The organism is Agrobacterium sp. NPDC089420, from assembly GCF_044900305.1.
GTDB lineage: Bacteria > Pseudomonadota > Alphaproteobacteria > Rhizobiales > Rhizobiaceae > Agrobacterium.
The window spans coordinates 62,309-84,884 of record NZ_JBJDMY010000001.1 but is presented as its reverse complement, the minus strand read 5'-3'; the positions used below and the strand labels follow the sequence as shown (position 1 = coordinate 84,884).

General features: G+C 60.7%; 18 protein-coding genes. 8 read left to right on the top strand and 10 right to left on the bottom strand.

What is annotated here, in order from left to right; all coding sequences use genetic code 11:
* Positions 1-25 precede the first annotated feature (25 nt).
* From ACI2KA_RS00395 to bcp, 8 genes are all read right to left on the bottom strand, one after another.
* A complete protein-coding gene (locus tag ACI2KA_RS00395; RefSeq protein WP_404498244.1) occupies positions 26-544 on the bottom strand; it encodes a hypothetical protein in 519 nt (172 codons plus the stop codon).
* Between the two features lie 56 nt (positions 545-600).
* Positions 601-1,278, bottom strand: a complete 678-nt coding sequence (gene rpe / locus ACI2KA_RS00390; protein WP_404498242.1) for a ribulose-phosphate 3-epimerase — start codon at positions 1,276-1,278, stop codon at positions 601-603.
* Between the two features lie 131 nt (positions 1,279-1,409).
* Complete coding sequence (locus tag ACI2KA_RS00385) at positions 1,410-2,537, bottom strand: branched-chain amino acid ABC transporter substrate-binding protein (RefSeq protein WP_404498240.1); 1,128 nt, start codon at positions 2,535-2,537, stop codon at positions 1,410-1,412.
* 802 nt (positions 2,538-3,339) lie between these two features.
* Positions 3,340-3,765, bottom strand: coding sequence for an NUDIX domain-containing protein (locus ACI2KA_RS00380; protein ID WP_404498238.1), 426 nt, complete (start codon positions 3,763-3,765; stop codon positions 3,340-3,342).
* 16 nt (positions 3,766-3,781) lie between these two features.
* Positions 3,782-5,278, bottom strand: coding sequence for a DEAD/DEAH box helicase (locus ACI2KA_RS00375; protein ID WP_404498236.1), 1,497 nt, complete (start codon positions 5,276-5,278; stop codon positions 3,782-3,784).
* A 219-nt stretch (positions 5,279-5,497) separates the two neighbouring features.
* The gene (locus ACI2KA_RS00370) at positions 5,498-6,796 is read right to left on the bottom strand and encodes a M23 family metallopeptidase (protein ID WP_404498234.1); all 1,299 of its coding nucleotides are present in this window, start codon (positions 6,794-6,796) and stop codon (positions 5,498-5,500) included.
* 111 nt (positions 6,797-6,907) lie between these two features.
* Positions 6,908-7,732: a ferritin-like domain-containing protein gene (locus ACI2KA_RS00365; protein ID WP_404498232.1), complete on the bottom strand. Its 825-nt coding sequence runs from the start codon at positions 7,730-7,732 to the stop codon at positions 6,908-6,910.
* A 17-nt stretch (positions 7,733-7,749) separates the two neighbouring features.
* Positions 7,750-8,217, bottom strand: a complete 468-nt coding sequence (bcp, locus tag ACI2KA_RS00360) for a thioredoxin-dependent thiol peroxidase (protein WP_404498230.1) — start codon at positions 8,215-8,217, stop codon at positions 7,750-7,752.
* Positions 8,218-8,452: 235 nt separating this feature from the next.
* Here bcp and ACI2KA_RS00355 point away from each other — a divergent pair, with 235 nt between their 5' ends.
* Positions 8,453-11,836 (top strand): DUF3971 domain-containing protein, encoded by a 3,384-nt coding sequence (locus ACI2KA_RS00355; RefSeq protein ID WP_404498228.1) that lies wholly within the window; start codon positions 8,453-8,455, stop codon positions 11,834-11,836.
* 239 nt (positions 11,837-12,075) lie between these two features.
* On the opposite strand, the gene tyrS is transcribed toward ACI2KA_RS00355, so the two are convergent.
* Positions 12,076-13,329 carry a tyrosine--tRNA ligase gene (gene tyrS / locus ACI2KA_RS00350; protein WP_404498226.1) on the bottom strand — a complete coding sequence of 418 codons (1,254 nt, stop codon included), beginning with the start codon at positions 13,327-13,329 and terminating at the stop codon, positions 12,076-12,078.
* Between the two features lie 148 nt (positions 13,330-13,477).
* Here tyrS and ACI2KA_RS00345 point away from each other — a divergent pair, with 148 nt between their 5' ends.
* Positions 13,478-14,599, top strand: a complete 1,122-nt coding sequence (locus ACI2KA_RS00345) for an anhydro-N-acetylmuramic acid kinase (protein WP_404498224.1) — start codon at positions 13,478-13,480, stop codon at positions 14,597-14,599.
* A 236-nt stretch (positions 14,600-14,835) separates the two neighbouring features.
* Here ACI2KA_RS00345 and ACI2KA_RS00340 read toward each other — a convergent pair whose 3' ends face one another.
* Complete coding sequence (locus tag ACI2KA_RS00340; protein WP_035263309.1) at positions 14,836-15,513, bottom strand: alpha/beta hydrolase; 678 nt, start codon at positions 15,511-15,513, stop codon at positions 14,836-14,838.
* 212 nt (positions 15,514-15,725) lie between these two features.
* Here ACI2KA_RS00340 and ACI2KA_RS00335 point away from each other — a divergent pair, with 212 nt between their 5' ends.
* The 6 genes from ACI2KA_RS00335 to ACI2KA_RS00310 all read left to right on the top strand — a co-directional run bounded on the left by ACI2KA_RS00335 (position 15,726) and on the right by ACI2KA_RS00310 (position 22,569).
* Positions 15,726-16,895, top strand: a complete 1,170-nt coding sequence (locus ACI2KA_RS00335; protein WP_404498222.1) for a cysteine desulfurase family protein — start codon at positions 15,726-15,728, stop codon at positions 16,893-16,895.
* Positions 16,896-17,094: 199 nt separating this feature from the next.
* Positions 17,095-18,564, top strand: a complete 1,470-nt coding sequence (gene sufB / locus ACI2KA_RS00330) for a Fe-S cluster assembly protein SufB (protein ID WP_003522660.1) — start codon at positions 17,095-17,097, stop codon at positions 18,562-18,564.
* A gap of 176 nt (positions 18,565-18,740) precedes the next feature.
* The gene (gene sufC / locus ACI2KA_RS00325; protein ID WP_003522658.1) at positions 18,741-19,496 is read left to right on the top strand and encodes a Fe-S cluster assembly ATPase SufC; all 756 of its coding nucleotides are present in this window, start codon (positions 18,741-18,743) and stop codon (positions 19,494-19,496) included.
* 24 nt (positions 19,497-19,520) lie between these two features.
* Positions 19,521-20,795 (top strand): Fe-S cluster assembly protein SufD, encoded by a 1,275-nt coding sequence (sufD, locus tag ACI2KA_RS00320; RefSeq protein ID WP_404498220.1) that lies wholly within the window; start codon positions 19,521-19,523, stop codon positions 20,793-20,795.
* Positions 20,796-20,905: 110 nt separating this feature from the next.
* On the top strand, positions 20,906-22,147 hold the full coding sequence (locus ACI2KA_RS00315) for a cysteine desulfurase (RefSeq protein ID WP_404498218.1): 1,242 nt from the start codon (positions 20,906-20,908) through the stop codon (positions 22,145-22,147).
* Between the two features lie 38 nt (positions 22,148-22,185).
* Positions 22,186-22,569, top strand: coding sequence for an SUF system Fe-S cluster assembly protein (locus tag ACI2KA_RS00310; RefSeq protein WP_174029631.1), 384 nt, complete (start codon positions 22,186-22,188; stop codon positions 22,567-22,569).
* Positions 22,570-22,576: the final 7 nt, after the last annotated feature.

Below are 22,576 nucleotides of genomic sequence, written 5' to 3'. Positions count from 1 at the left end.
CGTTTAGCAAAGTGTTCCGGTAATCTCAATCTATGAACTCAGAAGCGCGATGCCGCCGCCGGCAAAGGACTGCACCCGCCAGCGCGAGCGGCGCGGCGGCAAACGGAAAATAGAGGCCGAGGCCGAGAATGGCGAACTGGTAGACCGCGCCGAGCGAGGTGAAGAGCTGCTGGAAAAACCAGATGCGGGAGAACGCCGGCGCATGCCATTGCGCATAAAACATGCGGTACTGCAAAGCGAAAAACGCCGCAGCCGCCGCCAGTGTGAAGAAGGCGACGGCAAGACAGCTTGCCGCAAAACGCAGCGGCAGGGCGGTGGAGGCGGGAAGGAAGCGCAACGCGCCGGCCGCCAGCGGCCATCCGACAAGGCCAGCGAAGAAGAACAGCGCTGCGATCTCGTCGGCATGGTCGGTTTCCAGCCGGTTTCGGAGATAGAGGCCGAGTGTGGCGACGGCCGCCGAACAGAGAGCCCAGACAAACGAGGCGATGAGCGGGAACAGCGCTTTTGAGATGATCTTGCGGAAGTCCTGCGTGTCGCTGTCCATCAAGCCCTCATCCGGACGCCTTCTCGTCTTGCCTGCAGCGTATCTCCGTTTTTAAATCAGGATCTTGCCGCTTCTGCCGCCGTGCGCAGCAGCGTCACCGTCTTGCGGTAGTCTTCGACGCCGTCGCCCTTGAAGACGGCCGAACCCGCAACCAGTGCATTGGCGCCGGCGGCGACGATGGCGCCGGCGGTTTCCGCCGTCACGCCGCCATCCACTTCCAGTTCGATCGGCCGGTCGCCGATCATCGCCCTGGCGGCACGGATCTTGTTGAGCATGGCCGGAATGAATTTCTGGCCGCCGAAGCCGGGATTGACGCTCATGATCAGGATGAGATCGACGTCATCGAGCACGTTTTCAATGACGGAAAGCGGCGTGGCGGGGTTGAGCGTCACACCGGCCTTCCTGCCGAGCGTGCGGATGGTCTGCAGCGAGCGATGCAGGTGCGGTCCGGCCTCCGCATGCACGGTGATGCCGTCGCAGCCGGCCTTGGCAAAGGCTTCAAGATAGGGATCGACGGGAGCGATCATCAGGTGGCAGTCGAAAAAGGCGTTGCTGTGCGGACGAAGCGCCTTGATGACATCCGGCCCGAATGAAATATTCGGCACGAAATGGCCGTCCATGACGTCGAGATGGATCCAGTCCGCGCCGGCTTCCGTGACATCGGCGACCTCCTGTCCGAGCTTGGCGAAGTTGGAAGCCAGGATCGACGGTGCTATCCGGACGGGCAGGGACATGGGCAAACTCCTCTCGACGCGTTGGGTAAGCTGCCTTTAGCACCAAGTATCCGGGTTTGAAACGGCTTGCCGCGTGGTTGCCGGCGGTTTTCAGCCGCGCTCTGCCGAATTTCGCCCGGTGCCGGCCACGGCTATTGTCTTTCGGCTCTGTCCGCGGGTTCGAAGCGCTGGCCGTTCCAGCGCTGCAGGCGGTAGGGATTGTCCGAAAGTTCGTGCGACGGGTTGAAGCCGAGATCGCCGATCACGGTTTTGAAGACGGTTCCGCTCGCCAATATTTCCGCAGCGGGTTTGGATTGCGCCTGTGTCGCTTCCGCCAGCGCCGCGGTCAGTTCCGCAGCCGCATAGGCGGGCAGGACATAGCCGTCCGGTTCGACGCCGGCGGCGCGCAATTCGCCGGCAACGGCCTGCGCCGACGGCAAGGTGTCATAGGAGGGGCGGGTGATGGCCAGCACGTTTGCGGCAAGCGGAACCGGATTGTTGGCCGCATTCAGGGCATCGCCGCCCATGAAGGTCAGAGGAAGGTTCTCCGAAGCCGCATCTCTGGCAATGATGGCGACATCGTTGCGCTCGGCGCCGACGAAGACATGGGTGACGCCGGTGCGCGCCAGCCGGCGCACCAGAGCCACCTGCTGCTCCTGGTTGGGCCGCATCGTATCGGCGAAGGTGGGCTTCAGCCCGTTTTCCTCCAGCGCCGAGCGGATGCGGTCGATAAGCTCGCGGCTATAGATCGTGCCGTCATCCACCAGCCCGATGGAATGACCCTTCCAGTCGCGCAGGATGATTTCGGCTGCCCTGTCCGATTCGGCCCTGTCGGAGGGGGCGAGACGGAAAAGCGGCCAACCGTATTTCAGGGCGTCTTCCATGAGAATCGGCGCACGGCTGGAAAGCGTGATGGCCGGGATGGCCGCTGCCTTGAGCGGCGGCAGAACGTCCTGAAGCGTTTCCGTGCACAAAAAACCGATCGCGGCGCTGACCTTGGCCGCGACAAGGCCATCGGCAACCGCGCCGCCGCTGCCGTCTTCACAGCTTTCATGGATTTCGACGACATCGAGGCCAAGCTTGGCGGCCGCCGCTTTCGCACCCTGCCGCACCTGCTGTCCGAGAAGTTCGTAAGGACCGCTCTGCGGGGCAACGATGCCGATCGACGCCGCGCTCGCTGAACCCGCAAAGGCAAAACCGGCGATGATCGTTAGCAGGCGAAATGAAAGCATGTCGTGATCGAAATCCTGTTGTCCCGGCTTGATGTTTATCGGCAACAAACGGTTTTCCAAAGGAAAAATCGCCGATGGCCGATCATAATCGCATATGGTCCCCCGCAGGGTCGCGGTTTTGATCCGAGGCCGTCGATTGAAGAGGGCGGGCGCTGCGGCATCTTGTAGTTGTTGCCGCCCGATGCGATCGCGCATCGTCGTCCTTGCCCGGGATTGTTTCGCCATCGTGCAATCGGTTTCATAGAAAAAGGAACGGTCAAGTATCTCGGGTTGCAACCCAATGGCGCGTTACTTCATAAAACAATTACATGTGGCGCTTATAAGCACAGTTTAGAGAAAGTTTTCTGGTGATTCTGCTTTTTTAAAGTGCAGGACAAAATGATGCACATTTTATTTTCACCAATTCAATCCATTGATATTTAGACATAATATTAAAACCTTCAGACTTTCCACCTCTTTTCCGCCGTGTTTTTTTCGCATTTGCGAGAAGATTTGCTTGACGGAAAGTAAATGATTGGCTTAGATGTAACTGTTTCAGGGGACGACTGAAATTGGCCATAAAAGGCCTCGGAAAGTGTTCCGATTATAAGCACTGCCAGACTATATTGCTTTCATATTCTATTATTTTCATTACGTATAAACCGCTTCGGGAAACTGGGGCGGTTTTTTACATGAAGCTAATTCAAGCAATTTAAAATTGAATTTGAAAAGTCTTGCGCAAAGACTTTCCTTTATTCCGGTGTTTATCGAAAACATATGGCGGGCAAAGGCTGGTTCGACGCCGGCAATCGATGTGCCGTGGCGCTCGCCGGCGCCCGTCGATGAGCCCTTGTCCACTCGTCAATGAGCGTCAGCGCTCTTGTCCGAGGGCGTTCAGGGCGGCTTTCGCAAAAGCGGAAACGGGTTGGGGAAGTTTATCCGGATCGAACCAGCCGATGGCGGAAAGCTTGTCGGGTTCGGTCAATGCGGGTTCTCCCCGCGTGTCGCGCGTGACGAAGATCAGCGAGACCCAATGGTGGCGGTCCCTGGTATCGATCAATTCGCTGTGGCAGAGAAATTCGACGTCGCCGATCGTCAGCCCGGTTTCTTCCTCGGCTTCTCGTCGCGCTGCGGCGAGGGAGGTTTCAAGGAGATCGACCTTGCCGCCCGGAATGCTCCAATATCGGGCCTCCGGCGCATTGATGCGCCGGCACAAGAGGATACGGCCCTCGCGCAATATGGCAAGACCCACGCCGACGCCCGGAAAATCGAGGCCTGGCTTGATGGTCGGCGTCATGCTGCCGTTCCCGTGATCAGGCCTTGGCGTTGGCCACGATCAGCATGAATGCCGGAATGTCGTCGCCAAAGCCGACGGGGGTCGGGCCATCGTCATGGTCGCGATAATGGCGGCGGCGGTCACGGTTGTCGTCGTTGGCGTGCAGCGGATTGCGAATGTTGCGCTCGGAATTGCGCGGGGTCTTTTCCGGTCTGCGTTCTGCTTTCACCTTGTCGTCTCCGTGAGCCGCGATGTCCGTGTCCGCAGCGGATTGTGCATCCTGATTGATGTTTTCGGCCGGCGATGCGTCGCGACGGTTCCGGTCGCGACCCCTGCCGCCCCGTTCCTTGCCGCGGCGGCCGGAATTGCTTTCAAAGCTTTCCATCGGCGCGGGAAGGGTGGAGAGATCACCGTTCAGCCACTCGACCTTTTCGCCGATCAGTTTTTCGATCGCGTCGAGATATTTGGTGTCGCTCTTGGTGACGATGGTGAAGGCCTTGCCCGAGCGGCCGGCACGGCCGGTACGGCCGATGCGGTGAACATAGTCTTCCGAATGAATGGGGATGTCGAAATTGAAGACATGGCTGACATCGGGAATGTCCAGTCCGCGCGCCGCAACGTCGGAAGCGACGAGCAGCTTCAGATTGCCGTCCTTGAAGTTCTGCAGCATCGTGGTGCGCGAACGCTGGTCCATGTCGCCATGCAGCGCGCCGACGGAGAAGCCGTGACGGTCGAGCGAGCGGAAGAGATCGGCCACATCCTTCTTGCGGTTGCAGAAGATGATGGCGTTCTTCAGTTCGGCTTCTTCGGCCCGGACGAGATCGCGCAGCACGGCGCGCTTCTCATAATCCTTGTTGTGGGCGGCGACGATGCGCTGGGCAACGGTCTTGGCCGTGGAGGAAGGCTTGGCGACCTCGACACGGACGGGGTTCTGCAGGAAGCGGTCGGCCAGCTTCTGGATTTCCGGCGGCATGGTGGCCGAGAAGAACAGCGTCTGCCGGGTGAAGGGGATCATCTTGGCGATACGTTCGATATCGGGGATGAAGCCCATGTCCAGCATGCGGTCGGCTTCGTCGATGACGAGAATTTCCACGCCGGTCATCAAAAGCTTGCCGCGTTCGCAATGGTCGAGAAGGCGGCCGGGGGTGCAGATCAGCACATCGGCGCCGCGCTCGAGCTTGCGGTCCTGATCCTCGAAGGAAACGCCGCCGATCAGAAGCGCAACGTTCAGCTTGTGATTCTTGCCGTATTTCTCGAAATTCTCCGCTACCTGCGCTGCAAGCTCACGCGTCGGCTCGAGGATGAGCGTGCGCGGCATCCTGGCACGCGCGCGGCCCTTTTCGAGCAGGGTGAGCATCGGCAGAACGAAGGACGCGGTTTTGCCCGTGCCGGTCTGTGCGATACCGCAGATATCACGCTTTTCCAGTGCCGGCGGAATGGCGCCAGCCTGAATGGGTGTCGGCGTCGTGTAGCCGGCATCTGCAATAGCGGAAAGAACTTTTTGGCTCAGGCCAAGGTCAGAGAATGTTGTCAAAGGAAGAACTTTTTCCGTTCTGGTTCGGTAAGAACACCTGCGTGCCGCAACGGCACTTGCAAAGACTTGGCGCGGGGATATGCCCAAATTGCCTGAAAGTCAAGGAAACAACGGGAAAAGCGCACGAAACGTGACCGTTCGGTCGAGGCTTTTTGGCCTGTGGCGCGGTTTTCAGCGATTTATCGTCAAAAGCGCAAAAAAAGCGTTAAAATCCGCCGGTCATTTCAGATAGGTCTTGAGCTCGGCACCGGCGATCAGGAACCGCATCGGATCCACCGGCGTATCGTTGCGGCGCACCTCGTAATGCACGTGCGGGCCGGTCGAACGGCCGGTGCTGCCGGCGCGGCCGACCACGTCGCCGGCGTCAACCCTGTCGCCTACCTTAACGAGGATCGCGGAGAGATGGGCAAATCGTGTCGAGACGCCCTGGCCGTGATCGATCTCGACCATATTGCCGTAACCGCCGGAATTTTCAGCGACCGTCACCTTGCCTGCACCGGTGGATTTGACGTCGGCACCGGTTTCGGCGCGAAAATCGATGCCGGTATGCAAAGCGGGCCTTCCGAGAAACGGATCCATCCGGTTGCCGAATCGGCTGGTGATCGCCTGTCCGGGCGCCGGGTTGCCGAAGGGCAGGGCGGTCGCGGTTTCCTTGACGATGTCCAGCCGGTTCAGCGCATTGTCGAGATTGGTGAGCGACAGGTTGAACGGATCGGTTTCACCCCGCTGGGGGGCCGCATAGGGGCCGCCAATATCCTCCGTGCCGTTCTCTTCGATTTTCAATCCCGCCTGCTGTATGATGTCCTGCATCGCGCTCGCCTTGTCCTCGGCGTCGTTGGTCAGTCTGGCTATGCGCGATATCTGCTGGCGTTCGATATCTTTCAGCGACAGCGTCACCTTGGAAAACACCCGGTCCGCCCGGTCGGAAGGGGTTTCACCGGCTTCTGGGGCGTAGGAGGCCCGCCGGTCTGTCGCTGCGGGCTTGTCCGGCTGCGGCCTGCGCGGGGCCATCAGCTTTTCGATGGCGGACAGGCCGCCGGACATGTCGGCGCGTTTTTCAGGCGCCATGGCGTTGGAAAGGGAAGAGGGCGCGGCCGGGGAGGCGGCGATGCCGGAGTTTTCGGCGCGTTCCAGCAGCTCGCTCATGCGCCCGTGCCGCGAGGTCAGCGCCGCCTGCTGTTCCAGCAGCTTTTCCACTTTCTTTTCAACAACCTGCTGGTCGAGCAACTGCCGTGAGGTGACACGGTCCACCTGAGCCCTGAGGGCGGCGATACGGTCTTCATAATCGTTCTGCATGCGGGTCTGGCGCGCCATGGTCGCGCCGATCAGGTCGTCACGCAAAATGAGATAGCCGGTGGCGCCGAGATAACCGAGCGACAGCAGGCCGATCGTGCAACCGGCGAGCGCGGTCATCCACGGCCGGATCGTCATGTGCCGAACCTTCTCGCCGCTCGCCAGAATGAGGACGTGCTGCGGCCGCTTTTTGCCGAATACCCGGTTTTCCGCTGTATCAGTCACAATCTCTCTCCGGACTGGCCGATTTCTCAGCGGAAATCATAATTCGTTAAGGTTAACGAAGTTTTGCCGGGGGTGTCGGTCGGCGCCGGTATCCCGCTCTCAAGGGCGGCGTCAGCTCTGGCTGACGGCGGTCAGCGAACGGTAGAAGGAAGGTGTGAGGCCGGCCTCGGCACGGGCGAGGTCGTTGAAAGGCGGTTTCAGCGGCCCGCGGAAATTGGCGCGCACCAGCTGTTTGAAGGTCGCGGCCGGATCCTTCCTTTCGCGGGCGCACAGGAACCGGAACCATTTGGCGCCGATGGCGACATGGCCCTTTTCATCATTATAGATGACGTCGAGGACGGCGGCGCTTTCGAGGTCGCCGGTTTCCCGCATCTTGGCCTGCAGAGACGGCGTGACATCGAGACCGCGCGCCTCCAGGATCAGCGGCACGACCGCGAGCCGCGCGGTCAGGTCGTTGCGGGTGGAATGCGCCGCCTGCCACAGCCCGTCATGGGCGGGGAGATCGCCATAATCTGCCCCGAGGCTTCTGAGCCGGTCTCGCACCAGCCGGAAATGTTTCGCCTCCTCGAAGGCGACCTGCATCCAGCCATCGAAGAAGGAATGCGGCACCGGCTCGCTGGCATAACGCGCAACGATGTCGAGCGCGAGATCCACGGCATTGAGTTCGATATGGGCGATGGCGTGCAGCAGCGCGATGCGGCCCTTGAGGCTGTGAAGCGAGCGGCGCTCCACGGCGGTCGGCGGAACGAGATCAGGCTTTTCCGGCCTGCCCGGACGTTTAGGCAGCGGCGGGTCGAGCGGGGAGCGCAGCGACAGGCGGCGTTCAAACCACCGTGTCGCCGTTTCCTGCGCCAGCGCGGTCTTCCGGTCGAGATCGGCGCTCGCGATCGCATCCGTCGCGCCGCCGCGCAGCGACGTGATCTTGCAGGCGCTCATCACGACGGACCGGTCCCTCAAAGTTTCCTGGCGGCTTCAAGAACGGCCTGCGCGTGGCCCGCAACCTTCACCTTGTTCCAGATTTCGGCGATCTTGCCGTCCGGCGCGATAAGGAAGGTGGTGCGCTCGACACCCATGTATTTCTTGCCATACATGCTTTTTTCCTTCCAGACGCCATAGGCTTCAAGAGCCTGCCTTTCCTCGTCGGAAGCCAGCATGACGGAAAGGGAATGTTTTGCCGCAAATTTGTCGTGGCTTTTGACGCTGTCTGGCGAAATGCCGATGACGACGGCATTGGCAGCCTCGAATTCGCCGCCAAGCGCGCTGAAGTCGATCGCTTCGGCCGTGCAGCCCGAGGTATCGTCCTTGGGGTAGAAATAAAGAATGACGGCCTTGCCTTGCAGTTTGGACAATGTCACCGTCCCTTCACCGTTGCGGGGCAAAGTAAAGTCGGGAGCCGGGCTGCCAATCGTCAAGTCTGTCATAATCTACCTTTCTTTCGCCGGGATGTTGAGTGAAAGTCGCCACATTCGATATATAGCGAAACCGCGCGTCGTCCAGATCACGATTGAGATTTCAGATCGTTTCGACCTTAAATCTCAATCGTGATCCGAATTAAAGAATCAGAGCGGGATTCCGGACGAAAACCGCTTACATTTTTCGCCATCCCGCTCCGGTGTTGCGGCGAAACTAAAGCTATTCAGGGGCAAACACGGGCGTATGGCTGAAATACGGGGTGAAAAGGTCAGGTTCGGCAGGCGCGATATCATCGCGTTGCACGATCTTCCTTCGGCGCAGGCCGAAGATCCCATCATCGTGCATTGCCCGCCGCCGCGCTCCATGGTGCGCGCCTTCATCAAGATTTTTGCGGCGCTTTTCGTGCTGGCCTTCCTGTCCATCGGCGGGATCATCCTCTCGGTCGAGACCGGGTCGATCGACAAGACGCTTTCCAGCCAGGCGCAGCAGGCGCTGGAACGGGCGCTCGGTCCGCATTACAGCGCCCGGATCGGCTCTTCGGCGATAAGGTTTTCGACCGGACTGCGCCTTGCGCTGGTGGCCGAGGATGTGGATATCGTCGAGAAGGAGTCCGGCCAGCATCTCAGCCGGGCGCGGGCGATCGGCATGGCGCTTGATCCCATCGCGCTCTTGGCCGGCCGCGTCTCCGTACAAAGCCTCGAAGCCGACGGCATGGAGCTCGACACGGCACTTTTGCCCAAGGGCAATGGTTTCGATCTCGCCAGCGTCAAACTCGACGCCGTGCCGCAGCAATTGGAGGATGCTTTCGCGCAGCTCGACAAGCTTGCCCAGGCCTTTCTCAGCAGCGGAACCGAGGAAATCGATATTTCCAGCGTGTCGGTCCATCTGCCGCCCGGCGAAAACGGCAAGCCGCGCACCATCGAGATACGCGAACTGTCGCTGACGCCTGACCAGCAGGGCGGCTATTCACTGGATGGCGAGACGCTGTTTAACGGCGAAATTGCCAGCGTGTCGCTGCAGACATCGGGAGCGGCCGGCCGTATCGACGGTTTTCAGGCCCGTATCGACGGTTTCGATATCGGCCCGTTCCTGGAGAAATACGATCCGGACGGAAATCTCCATGAAGGGCTGAACGTCAAGACGGGCGTCAATATTGTCGCCCGGCGCGCCAGGGACGGGCAGGAGCCGGGACTGGAAGTCTCGCTTGGCATGGGCAACGGAACGCTTCTGATCGGCGGCGAGGCCCAGCCCTTTACGGCCGGCACCGTCAATGCGCGGTATGACTTTGCAAAAAGCACCCTGGTGATCGACAATTCGCGGGTGGAGCTCGGACGGACAATCATTCCCGTCACCGGTGAAATCAGCGATACGGAAGAGGGGTTCGGCCTCTCGCTCAGGGTCGACAATGCGGTTGCGTCGTCCGAAGCTTCCGGCGAAGCCCCCGTTCCCTTCAGCCTGAAGGCGGACGGGCACTTTACCGCGGCCACGAAGCAGCTGGACGTTCCCTCGCTTTATGTCAGCGGTCCGCTCGGCGACATGGCGGGATCGCTGAAAATCCGGTTTGGCGAGGGGTCGCCCGAAATCAGCTTCGGCGGACAGATCCCGAAGATGGAGGCCACGGCGGTCAAGCAGCTCTGGCCGTTCTGGATGGCGCACAAGCCGCGCGACTGGGTGGTGTCCAATCTTTACGGCGGCACGGTGACCAACGGCTCGATCGCGATCTTCATTCCGCAGGGCCGGATGTGCGGCCCCGGTTGCCCGCTGGTGCTGGGCGAAAGCGAGATGCAGATCCGTTTCGACATCGACGACACCCGCCTCAACACCACCGGCGACATTCCGCCGCTGCGCGATGTCGACGCGCATTTCGACCTTGTTGGCGGCAAGATGAATGTCGATATCAAGCGGGCGACTTCCTATTTCCCGTCCAACCGGTCGCTGGCGCTGGAAAACAGCCGCTTCCTCATTTCCTCCGTCTATGACAAGCCGCTGCTTGGAAATCTCGAGCTGAACCTGTCGGGCGCAGCCGATGCCGTGGCGGAGTTGGCGACGCTCAAACCCATCAATGCGCTGAAAGACACCCAGTTCAAGCCGGAGGATTTTACCGGCGACGTGAAGGCCAATGCGAAACTGACCGTGGGTCTGCTTTCCAGCCAGAACCCGCCTGCGCCGGTGTGGACGGCCGATCTCGACCTGAAGAACCTGTCTTTGATAAAGCCCTTCGCCGGCCATAAGGTCACCGCGCTTGACGGTTTCATGACGTTGAACGACCGGCAGCTTTTGCTTCAGGGCAAGGGCCGGGTGGATGACGTGCCGATGGATATCGAGATGACGGAGCCGGTGCGCAAGAACAGCGACGTGCCTCCGACGCTGTCTCTGAAGGCGACCCTGAACGAGACGCAGGTCGCAAAGCTCGCGCCGGAACTGTCCTCCGTTCTGGGCGGCACGACGGTGATGCAAGTCGATGGCGCGGACCCGAAACGCCAGGACGTCAAGCTTGATCTGACGCGGGCGTCGATCATTCTGCCGGGGCTTGGCTGGAGCAAGGGCATCGGCATTCCGGCAAAGGCCGCTTTCACCATGGAGGCGACGGACGGCCGCACGACGATCAGCGACTTCTCCCTCGATGGTGACGGTTTCGGCGCGGCGGGTGATATTGCCTTTAACAAGAACGGACTGATTTCAGCCGACCTCAGCCGGGTGCAGCTGTCGCCGTCCGACAATTACGCCGTGTCCGTCGCGGCTTCCAAAACCGGCTATATCGTCAATGCGTCCGGGAAATCCGCCGATGTCCGGCCTTTCATCTCGAAGCTGCGCAGTTCTTCCGGCGGCGGTGACGGGGCGTCGCGCTCGCAGCCGTCGCTTGCCATCAAGACGCAATTCGACAAGGTCTATGGTTTCAACGACGAAGTCCTGGCCAATGTCAGTTCCGATGTCAGCGTGCGCGACGGCAAGGTCCGATCGATCGATTTCCGCGGCGTCACCGCAAACGGCCAGGCCGTGGTGGCGCAGACCACCAATCGCGGGGCTACGGGGACGGTGACGCTGACCAGCAGCGATGCCGGTTCTGTCGCCCGCTTCGCCAATATCTACAGCCGCATTCGCGGCGGTCTTCTCAATCTCGCGCTGACGACCGCCAATGGCAGCGACTGGAGCGGTTCGCTCGACCTGCGCAATTTTGCCGTCGTCAACGAAGCCAAGCTGCAGGATATCGTCGCCACGCCGACCGGTGAGGATGGCAGGAGCCTCAACAACGCCGTTCGCCGCAATATCGATGTCAGCTCGGAAAAATTCCAGCGCGGTTTTGCCCGGCTCGTCTACGTCAATGGCTCTATTGCGGTGGAAAACGGTGTGGTGCGCGGCGAACAGATCGGCGCGACCTTCCAGGGTCTGCTGAAGGACCAGAGCGGCCGCATGGACATGACCGGCACCTTCATGCCCGCCTACGGCCTGAACCGGTTGTTCGGCGAATTGCCCTTTATCGGTATCTTCCTCGGTAATGGCCGCGACCGGGGATTGCTTGGCATCACCTTCAAGCTGTCCGGCCAGACGGACCAGCCGAAGCTGACGATCAACCCGCTGTCGCTGATCGCGCCCGGCGTCTTCCGGCAGATTTTCGAATTTCAGTGAATGGAGCGTCGCAAAGCTTGGCGCAAGCGGCTGTTTGGCGAGAACGGGTGCACCCGCACTCCGTCACCCCGGACCTGATCCGGGGTCCAGTGCGATCAAGTCCTTGATCGCGCGAGAACTCTTTCACGGCGCAGACGCGCCGTGGCTGGATGCCGGATCTAGTCCGGCATGACGGAATTGGGGGTATCGGTGCATCGAGGACCGCTTTCGCAGTCCTCGATGCGATGTTTTTGTAAGTCTTACGCCGGGCGAACCAGAACGTGCTTCTTCTTGCCGACCGACAGCTTGATGACGCCGTCGCCGGTTACTTCACCGGTGCCGATCATCTGGCGCTCATCGGAAACGCCCTGATCGTTGATCTTCACCGCGCCGCCCTGGACATGGCGGCGGGCCTCGCCATTCGAGCCGGCAAGCCCGGCGCGGACGATGAGGGAAAGCACGCCGACGCCGGCGTCGAGCTCGGCCGCCGGAACCTCGATGGAGGGCAGGTTTTCGGCGAGCGCGCCTTCCTCGAAGGTCTTGCGCGCCGTTTCCGCTGCTTCTTCCGCCGCGGCGCGGCCATGCAGGATCGCCGTTACTTCGGTGGCGAGGATTTTCTTCGCCTCGTTGATTTCCGATCCGCCAAGGGCGGCGATACGGGCGATCTCGTCCATCGGCAGGGTGGTGAACAGCTTGGCGAAGCGGACGACGTCCGCATCTTCCGTATTGCGCCAGTATTGCCAGAAATCATAGACCGGCAGCAGGTCCTTGTTCAGCCACACCGCGCCGGAAGCCGACTTGCCCATCTTCGCACCGGAGGAGGTAGTCAGAAGCGGCGAGGTCAGCGCGTAAAGCTGCGGTGTCCCCATGCGGTGACCGAGATCGATGCCGTTGATGATGTTGCCCCACTGGTCCGAACCGCCCATCTGCAGGCGGCAGCCGGTACGCTGGTTCAGCTCCACGAAGTCGTAGGCCTGCAGGATCATGTAGTTGAATTCGAGGAAGGACAGCGACTGCTCGCGGTCAAGCCGCGTCTTCACGCTGTCGAAGGACAGCATGCGGTTGACCGAGAAGTGGCGGCCGACATCGCGCAGGAATTCGAGGTAGTTGAGGCCGCGCAGCCAGTCGGCATTGTTGATCATCAGCGCCGGGTTGCTGGGGCGGTCGTAATCGAGGTAGTTGGCGAAGACATGCTTGAGCGAGGTGATGTTGTCCTCGATCATGTCGATCGTCATCAGCTTGCGGGCCTCTTCCTTGAAGGAGGGGTCACCCACCATGCCGGTGCCGCCGCCCATCAGCGAGATCGGCTGGTGGCCGGTCTTCTGCATCCAGTGCAGCATCATGATCTGGGTGAGGTGGCCGACATGCAGACTGGAGGCCGTCGGGTCATAGCCGATATAGGCGGTCACGGTTTCCTTGGCGAACAGTTCGTCGAGACCTGCCTCATCGGAGATCTGGTGAATGAAGCCGCGCTCGTCGAGCGTGCGGAGGAAATCGGACTTGAACCTGGACATAACCTTTTACTTTCTGGTTTGATCTTTGCGGTCATCGAGAACCGATGACCGTCGCGGCTTTATCATTGTTTTTTGAAATGTGCACCCGTTTCGGCCATGAATATCGGGATTCGGGACATCATGATTCGAGAATGCAGGGGAGCGGCAGGTGGGCGAGATCAAAACGGCAATCGGGCTGATGAGCGGCACATCGATGGACGGCATCGATATCGCCCTTTTGCGCACGGATGGCGAAAGCGTGGTGCGGCACGGGCCGAGCGGTTATTTTCCCTATGATCCGGGCCTGCGCGCCGTCTGGCAGAAGGCATTGGTCACGGCCAAGTCCATCGTCGACAGGCGTGAACGCCCCGGCGATCTGGCGGAGGCCGAGCGCAAGCTGACGCTTGCCCATGCCGCGGCAGTGAAATCCTTCCTCCATCGCCACCGGCTTCAGCCCGGCGACATCGATGTGATCGGCTTTCACGGCCAGACGGTGCTGCACCGGCCGGACGAGGCATTGACCGTGCAGATCGGCGACGGGCCTTTGCTTGCCGAAGAGACCGGCATCGACGTGGTTTACGACATGCGCGCCAACGACATGGTTTATGGCGGGCAGGGTGCGCCGCTCATTCCCGCCTATCACATGGCGCTTTCGGCAAATCTGCCAGATGGGTTCGAAACGCCGGCCGTTTTCGTTAATATCGGCGGCATCTCCAATCTCACCTATATCGGTGAGGCCGGGCGGCTTGCCGCCTTCGACAGCGGTCCCGGCAATATGCTGATCGACCAGTGGATCGAGGTGCATACGGGCAAGGCCTTCGACAAGGGCGGCCAGACGGCGGCGGGCGGCAGCGTCGTGGCCGCGCTGGTGACGCGTTATATGGAAAGCCCGTTCTTCTCGGCCAACATCCGCCGTTCGCTCGACCGCGGCGATTTCCTGCCGCCGAAAAAGGGCGAGGTCTCGCTGGCGGATGGCGCGCGGACGCTGGCGCATCTGACGGGGGTGGCGATCCTCAAATCGGCGAGCTATTTGCCGGAGGCGGCGAAGACTTACGTGGTCTGCGGCGGCGGGCGGCTCAATCCGGTGATCATGGAAGAGTTTGCGGGCCTTGCCGCGAAGGTTGGGGCGCGGGTGATCGCGGCCGAAGAGGCGGGTTTCGATGGCGGGGCGATGGAGGCGGAGGCCTGGGCCTATCTGGCCGTGCGTTCGCTCAAAGGGCTGCCGCTGACCTATCCGGGGACTACGGGGGTGAAGGAGCCTGTGACGGGTGGGGTTTTGGTGCGGGGGTAGTGGGGTCAGTGGGTGTAGCTCACCCCCCTCTGCCCTGCCGGGCATCTCCCCCTCAAGGGGGAGATCGAATCGTGGCGACCTATCGGCCACCTTGAACGTTGCAGCTGAGGCGAAGAGCAAGCCTCATGCCGATCTCCCCCCTTGAGGGGGAGATGCCCGGCAGGGCAGAGGGGGGTGAGCCCAACCGCTGGGTATCACTATAGGAATTCAAGCCTGCCCGGATCCCGGACGGCCAATCACCGAATACGCTTCGCCGCCGGTTCCGGCACCAGCTCGCCGTTGAGCCGCCGGTCGAGATAGTCCTCGCATTCGCCCATCAGGTCGTCCACCTTGCCGTTGAAGAAGTGGTTGGCGCCGGGAACGGTGCGGTGGGTGATGAGGATGCCCTTCTGGGTCTTCAGCTTTTCGACGAGGCCGTTGACGTCCTTCTCCGGCGCGACCTTGTCGGAATCGCCGTTGATGATGAGACCCGACGACGGGCAGGGGGCGAGGAAGGAGAAGTCGTAGGTGTTGGGCTGCGGCGCAATCGACATGAAACCTTCGATTTCCGGGCGGCGCATCAAAAGCTGCATGCCGATCCAGGCGCCGAAGGAATAACCCGCGACCCAGCAGCTTTTGGAGTCGGGATGCAGGCTCTGCACCCAGTCGAGCGCGGAGGCGGCATCGGAAAGTTCGCCGGCGCCGTGGTCGAATTCACCCTGGCTGCGGCCGATGGAGCGGAAGTTGAACCGGAGCGTCGTGAAACCGCGCTTCTGGAAAAGATAGAACAGCTGATAGACGATCTGGTTGTTCATCGTGCCGCCAAACTGCGGATGCGGATGAAGGATGATCGCGATCGGCGCGCTCTTTTCCTTGGAGGGTTGATAACGGCCTTCGAGGCGACCCGCAGGGCCGTTAAAGATGACTTCGGGCATTGGTACTCCGGTGCGTGTTTTTTCGTTCCCGAACCGCATTCTGCCAATGAGAAGACTTGACGAACTGTGTCAGCTTTTCTAGAACGCAGTTTAGAACAATTCGAAACTTTGCGTGTGCTTAAGCACTCGGGTGGTGTCATAAGGCAAGCGCAACTGTAATTTCAAGAAAAATGCGTTTTTGCGCATGGAAGATTGGATAAAGCCTCACCGCCATGACGGTTTTGACGCGCACATATATGGACTGGAACGCCACGGCGCCGCTTTTGCCCGCCGTGCGCGATAGTCTTGTGTCTGCGCTCGATCTCGCCGGCAACCCGTCTTCGGTTCATCGGGAAGGGCGTGCGGCCCGCGCCGCCATCGAGACCGCCCGCCGCGAGGTTGCAGTGCTTGCCGGTGCGCAGTCGGCCCATGTCACCTTCACCAGCGGGGCGACGGAAGCGGCCAATCTGGTGCTGACACCCCAATTCAAAATGGGACGCAGCCCGGTACGGGTGAGCCGTCTTTACGTTTCGGCCATCGAACATCCGGCGTTTCGCGAAGGCGGGCGGTTCGGCAAGGATGACGTAACGGAGGTTCCCGTTACGTCAGCGGGTGTGCTTGACCTTGCGGCGCTTGAGGCGCTGCTGGCGTCGCATGATGCTTCCGCCGGCCTGCCGATGGTTGCCTGCATGCTGGTGAATAATGAGACGGGCATCCTCCAGCCAGTGGCGGAAGCGGCGCGGCTGGTGCATGCGGCGGGTGGTTTGATGGTTGTCGACGCCGTGCAGGCGGCAGGTCGCATTCCGCTCGATATCAATGTTCTCGATGCCGATTTCCTCGTCATCTCGTCCCACAAGCTTGGCGGCCCCAAGGGCGCGGGCGCTGTCATCTCGCGCGGCGAGGTGATGATGCCGAAGCCGCTGATCCATGGCGGCGGGCAGGAAAAGGGGCATCGCTCGGGTACGGAAAACACCCTGTCCGTCATCGGTTTCGGTGTTGCGGCTGGTGTCGCGACGCGGAATGCGGATGTTGAAGCGGCGCGTCTTGCCGCCCTGCGGGCGCGGCTGGAAGACGGCATGCGGTCGGCTGCACCTGACGTGATCATTCACGGCGAGGATGTCGCCCGTGTCGGCAATACCACGTTTTTCACCCTGCCGGGCCTGAAGGCGGAGACTGGGCAGATTGCCTTCGACATAGAAGGCATCGCGCTTTCGGCCGGTTCGGCCTGCTCCTCCGGCAAGGTGGGCGAAAGCCATGTGCTGAGCGCGATGGGGCGTGATCCCAAGCTCGGTGCGCTCAGGATTTCCCTCGGTCATGCGACCGAAGAGGCGGATATAGACAGGACGCTTGCGGCGTTCACGAAAATTGCCGGGCGGCGCAAGCTTTCCGGTCAGGCCGCTTGAAAAAGCGGCAAAGAATTGCGGAAACGCAAATTTCCGCTTGCCGGGATGTGTGAAAAGCGCCATCCCGCACCTACATGGGTATAAGCTCCGCCCCGGCTGACGGCTCGGAACGATTTGCCCGAAGATGAATAAGGCGGCTTTCCGCCTTGATACGTTGACAAGCCACCGGACCTTGGCTCCGGCGAGATTGGAGAACGACATGGCAGCGGTTCAGGAAACGATCGATCAGGTCCGCCAGATCGATGTGGACCAGTATAAATACGGCTTCGAAACCAATATCGAAGTCGACAAGGCCCCCAAGGGCCTTTCGGAAGAGGTGATCCGTTTCATCTCGGCCAAGAAGCAGGAGCCGGAATGGATGCTGGAATGGCGTCTTGAGGCTTACAAGCGCTGGCTGACGATGGAAGAGCCGACCTGGGCGCGCGTCAGCTACCCCAAGATCGATTTCAACGACCTCTATTATTATGCCGCGCCGAAGACTGCACCCGGCCCGAAGTCGCTTGATGAAGTCGACCCGGAGCTTTTGAAGGTCTATGAGAAGCTCGGCATTCCGCTGAAGGAACAGGAAATCCTGGCCGGCGTCGAAAAGCGCCCGGTGGCCGTGGATGCCGTGTTCGACAGCGTCTCGGTCGTCACCACCTTCAAGGCGGAACTGGCGAAAGCCGGCGTCATCTTCATGTCGATTTCGGAAGCCGTGCGCGAGCATCCGGAACTGGTGAAGAAATATCTCGGCTCTGTGGTTCCGACCACGGACAATTTTTACGCGACGCTGAACTCGGCCGTCTTCACCGACGGTTCCTTCGTGTTCGTGCCGAAGGGCGTTCGGTGCCCGATGGAGCTTTCCACCTATTTCCGCATCAACGAAAAGAACACCGGCCAGTTCGAGCGCACGCTGATCATCGCCGAAGAGGGCGCCTACGTCTCCTATCTGGAAGGCTGCACCGCTCCCCAGCGCGACGAGAACCAGCTTCACGCCGCCGTTGTCGAACTGGTGGCGCTCGATGACGCCGAAATCAAATATTCCACCGTCCAGAACTGGTATCCGGGCGACAAGGAAGGCAAGGGCGGCATCTACAACTTCGTGACCAAGCGCGGCGATTGCCGTGGCAACCGTTCGAAGATTTCGTGGACGCAGGTGGAAACCGGCTCGGCGATTACCTGGAAATACCCGTCCTGCATTCTGCGCGGCGATGACAGCCGTGGCGAATTTTATTCGATCGCGGTTTCCAACGGCCATCAGCAGATCGACTCTGGCACCAAGATGATCCATCTCGGCAAAAACACGTCGAGCCGCATCATCGCCAAGGGCATTGCCGCCGGTTTCTCGGAAAACGTCTATCGCGGCCAGGTTTCGGCTCACCGCAAGGCGACCAACACCCGCAACTTCACGCAGTGTGACTCGCTGCTGATCGGCGACAAGTGCGGCGCGCATACCGTGCCTTACATCGAGGCGAAGAACTCGTCCGCGCATTTCGAGCACGAGGCGACGACGTCGAAGATTTCCGAAGACCAGCTGTTCTATTGCCTGCAGCGCGGCATTCCGGAAGAAGCGGCCATCGCGCTGATCGTCAACGGCTTCGTCAAGGAAGTCATTCAGGAGCTGCCGATGGAATTTGCCGTGGAAGCGCAGAAGCTGATCGGCATTTCGCTGGAAGGAAGCGTGGGCTGACCCTCGCTCGGCGTCATCCTCGGGCTTGACCCGAGGATCCATCGCCTGAGCAGAGATAGCCGACCTCCTGGATCCTCGGGTCAAGCCCGAGGATGACGGATGAGAGAATTGAGACAAGTCCCTGATGGGGCGCACGAGGCGGTCCTTGAAACCGCACCACGAACAGGAACCATACCATGCTTGAAATCATCGACCTGCACGCAAAGATCGCCGATACCGAAACCGAGATCATCAAGGGTCTCAACCTGAAGGTTGCCGCCGGTGAGGTTGCCGCCATCATGGGGCCGAACGGTTCCGGCAAGTCGACGCTGTCCTACATCCTGTCGGGCCGCGAAGATTATGAAGTCACCTCCGGTGACATTCTTTACAACGGCGAAAGCATTCTGGAACTGGATGCCGCCGAGCGTGCGGCCAAGGGCATCTTCCTTGCCTTCCAGTATCCGGTCGAAATTCCCGGTGTCGCCACCATGCAGTTCCTCAAGGTTGCGATGAACGAGCAGCGCAAGGCGCGCGGCGAGTCCGAACTGACGACGCCGGACTTCATCCGCCGCGTCAAGGAAGCGGCCGGCGATCTGAAGATCGACATGGAGATGCTCAAGCGTCCGCTGAACGTCGGTTTTTCCGGCGGTGAGAAGAAGCGCGCCGAAATCCTGCAGATGGCGCTGTTGGAGCCGAAGCTTTGCGTTCTCGACGAAACCGATAGCGGTCTCGACATCGACGCGCTGAAGATCGTGGCTGACGGCGTCAACGCGCTGAAGTCGCCGGATCGCGCCACCGTCGTCATCACCCACTATCAGCGCCTGCTCGACTACATCGTGCCTGACAGCGTTCACGTTCTCTACAAGGGCAAGATCATCCGCTCGGGTGACAAGGCGCTGGCGCTGGAGCTGGAAAACAATGGTTACGCCGACATCATCGGTGAAGCGGCCTAAGCCAGAGGCCAGGAGGTGATGTCCATGAACATTCAAGCTACCAACCGGCTGACGCCAGCGGAAACCGCGCTGGTCGACGCCTATACCGCCAAGTTCAGCGAGCTGCCCGGTGACGGTGCCGTGGTTGCCGCACGCGACGTGCTGTTCGACGATCTGAAGACCGGCGGTCTTCCGACCCGCCGCATCGAGGCGTGGCACTATACCGATCTGAAAAGCCTGCTGCGGACCGTTCCGGAAGACCGGCCCGTACCCGTTATCGAGAAGGCCGCGTCGGTCATTGCCGGTTCGCCTGTCGCTTACGTGCTGCACGGCACGGCCGATATCGGCAAGATCGATGATATCCGCGTATCGCGCTTTGCCGACAGCCTGCTCGATGGCTCCGCTGCCGCGGGTCTTGCCGAAGCCAGCAAGGACGACACGATTGGCCGCATCAATGGCAGCTTCGTGCGTGACGGTCTGGTGATCGAGATTCCGGCCGATGCACAGCTTGAAAAGCCGATCGAGTTGCAGGCGGTCCATGGCGCAGGCCAGGTGCACAGCCGCTTCCCGGTGCGTTTCGGCAAGGGTTCCAAGGCGACCGTCATCGAGCGTCACCTTTCGGTGACGCCTGATGCGGCCTTGGTATCCTCCGTCAGCGACATTGTCGTCGACGACGGCGCGGATGTGACCTGGATCATCCTGCAGCAGCAGGGCGCCGCCGATATCCATCTTGGCCAGCTGCGCCTGAAAATCGGTGCGGACGCCAAGATCCGCCTGTTCGTGATCAATGCCGGCGGCAAGCTGGTGCGTCAGGAACTGCGCATCGACGTGGAAGGCGAGGGCACGGACCTCATCGTTCGTGGCGTCAACCTGTTGGGCGGCGAAACCCATACCGACGTGACGATGGTTCTTGGCCACAACGTGCCGAACACGACCTCGACGGAAGTGTTCCGCAACGTGGTGTTCGACCGTGCCAAGGGCATTTTCCAGGGCATGATCCGGGTGGCGCCCGACGCCCAGAAGACCGATGCGAAAATGGCGTGCAATACGCTTTTGATGTCCGACGATGGCGAGTTTTCGGCAAAGCCGGAACTCGAAATCTTCGCCGATGACGTCCAGTGCGGTCATGGTGCGACGGTTGCCGATATCGACGACAACCACCTCTATTACCTGATGGCGCGCGGCGTGCCGAAGGCCAAGGCGCGGGCGATGCTCGTCAATGCCTTCGTTGCGGAGATCGTCGAGGAGCTGGAAGAGGAAGAAGAACTGGTAGAGGCGCTGGAGACGATCATCTCCGGCTGGCTGGAAAAACACGCTTAGCAACTTCTCCGTCGTCATCCTCGGGACAAGCCCGAGGATGACGTGGAGCGGCGATAAGGCTGGGCGAAACCCGGAACTCTTTTGACGAGCGCCAAGAAAGGGCCTGAGAAATGGACCAGACCGCAAAGGCGGCCCCCTATGACATCGAAGCCGTGCGGAAGGATTTTCCGATCCTGTCGCGCGAGGTCTATGGCAAGCCGCTGGTCTATCTCGACAACGGCGCGTCCGCTCAAAAACCGCAGGTGGTGATTGACGCCGTTTCGCATGCTTATGCGAACGAATATGCCAATGTGCATCGCGGCCTGCATTTCCTCTCCAATGCCGCAACCGACGCCTATGAGGCGGCACGCGAAAAGGTGCGCCGGTTCCTGAACGCCGGTTCGGTGGACGAGATCGTCTTTACCAAATCTTCCACCGAGGCGATCAATACGGTCGCATACGGTTATGGCATGCCGAAGATCGGCGAGGGCGACGAGATCGTCATTTCGATCATGGAGCACCACTCCAATATCGTGCCGTGGCATTTCATCCGCGAGCGGCAGGGCGCGAAACTCGTCTGGGTGCCTGTGGACGATGACGGCGCGTTCCACATCGAGGCTTTCGAAAAGAGCCTGACGGAGCGTACCAAGCTCGTTGCCATCACCCATATGTCGAATGCGCTCGGCACCATCGTGCCGGTCAAGGAAATCTGCCGCATTGCCCATGAGCGCGGTATTCCGGTATTGATCGATGGTTCGCAGGGCGCTGTTCACATGCCGGTCGATGTGCGCGATATCGATTGCGACTGGTATGTCATGACCGGCCACAAGCTTTACGGTCCCTCGGGAATCGGCGTGCTCTATGGCAAGGCGGATCGCCTGCGCGAGATGCGGCCGTTCCAGGGCGGCGGCGAGATGATCCTCGACGTTTCCGAAGACAATGTCACCTATAACGAGCCGCCGCACCGTTTCGAAGCCGGTACGCCGCCGATCGTTCAGGCGATCGGCCTCGGTTACGCGCTTGACTACATGGACAATCTCGGCCGTGCCGCGATTGCTGCACATGAGGCCGATCTTGCCGCTTATGCCGCGGAGCGCCTGCGCGAAATCAATTCGCTGCGCATCATCGGCAATGCGCCGGACAAGGGCGGCATCTTCTCCTTCGAGCTTGCGGGCATCCATGCCCATGATGTCTCGATGGTGATTGACCGGCGCGGCGTTGCCGTGCGGGCCGGCACCCATTGCGCCATGCCGCTCTTGAAACGGTTCGGCGTCACCTCCACATGCCGGGCATCGTTCGGCCTTTACAATACCCGCGCCGAAGTAGACTCTCTTGTTGAGGCGCTGGACTATGCGCGCAAATTTTTCGCCTGATATCGGGATTAAAGAGATCAGGATTGAGGTTTAAGACCATGACTGCCGAAGCCACTGCAAAGACACAGGATGCGACCGAAGCTCAGGAAAAGGTGTCGACCATTCCGCCGGATGAGCTGGCGCGCCTCAGCGACGACGTGATTGCGGCGCTGAAGACCGTCTATGACCCGGAAATTCCGGCCGATATCTTCGAACTCGGTCTCGTCTACAAGATCGATATCGAAGACGACCGGATGGTCAAGATCGTCATGACGCTGACCGCTCCCGGCTGCCCGGTGGCCGGTGAAATGCCGGGCTGGGTGGAAAATGCCGTCGGTGCTGTCGAGGGCGTCTCGGGTGTGGAAGTGGAAATGACCTTCGATCCGCCGTGGACGCCGGACCGCATGTCGGAAGAAGCGCAGGTCGCCGTCGGTTGGTACTGACGTGATT

Bases quoted from the DNA above. Each gene is read 5' to 3' on its own strand.
- ACI2KA_RS00335 (WP_404498222.1), top strand. From the start codon at position 15,726: ATGACGGTTTTGACGCGCACATATATGGACTGGAACGCCACGGCGCCG.
- sufB (WP_003522660.1), top strand. From the start codon at position 17,095: ATGGCAGCGGTTCAGGAAACGATCGATCAGGTCCGCCAGATCGATGTG.
- ACI2KA_RS00380 (WP_404498238.1), bottom strand. From the start codon at position 3,765: ATGACGCCGACCATCAAGCCAGGCCTCGATTTTCCGGGCGTCGGCGTG.
- sufD (WP_404498220.1), top strand. From the start codon at position 19,521: ATGAACATTCAAGCTACCAACCGGCTGACGCCAGCGGAAACCGCGCTG.
- bcp (WP_404498230.1), bottom strand. From the start codon at position 8,217: ATGACAGACTTGACGATTGGCAGCCCGGCTCCCGACTTTACTTTGCCC.
- ACI2KA_RS00310 (WP_174029631.1), top strand. From the start codon at position 22,186: ATGACTGCCGAAGCCACTGCAAAGACACAGGATGCGACCGAAGCTCAG.
- ACI2KA_RS00315 (WP_404498218.1), top strand. From the start codon at position 20,906: ATGGACCAGACCGCAAAGGCGGCCCCCTATGACATCGAAGCCGTGCGG.
- sufC (WP_003522658.1), top strand. From the start codon at position 18,741: ATGCTTGAAATCATCGACCTGCACGCAAAGATCGCCGATACCGAAACC.
- tyrS (WP_404498226.1), bottom strand. From the start codon at position 13,329: ATGTCCAGGTTCAAGTCCGATTTCCTCCGCACGCTCGACGAGCGCGGC.
- ACI2KA_RS00365 (WP_404498232.1), bottom strand. From the start codon at position 7,732: ATGAGCGCCTGCAAGATCACGTCGCTGCGCGGCGGCGCGACGGATGCG.
- ACI2KA_RS00340 (WP_035263309.1), bottom strand. From the start codon at position 15,513: ATGCCCGAAGTCATCTTTAACGGCCCTGCGGGTCGCCTCGAAGGCCGT.
- ACI2KA_RS00355 (WP_404498228.1), top strand. From the start codon at position 8,453: ATGGCTGAAATACGGGGTGAAAAGGTCAGGTTCGGCAGGCGCGATATC.
- rpe (WP_404498242.1), bottom strand. From the start codon at position 1,278: ATGTCCCTGCCCGTCCGGATAGCACCGTCGATCCTGGCTTCCAACTTC.
- ACI2KA_RS00395 (WP_404498244.1), bottom strand. From the start codon at position 544: ATGGACAGCGACACGCAGGACTTCCGCAAGATCATCTCAAAAGCGCTG.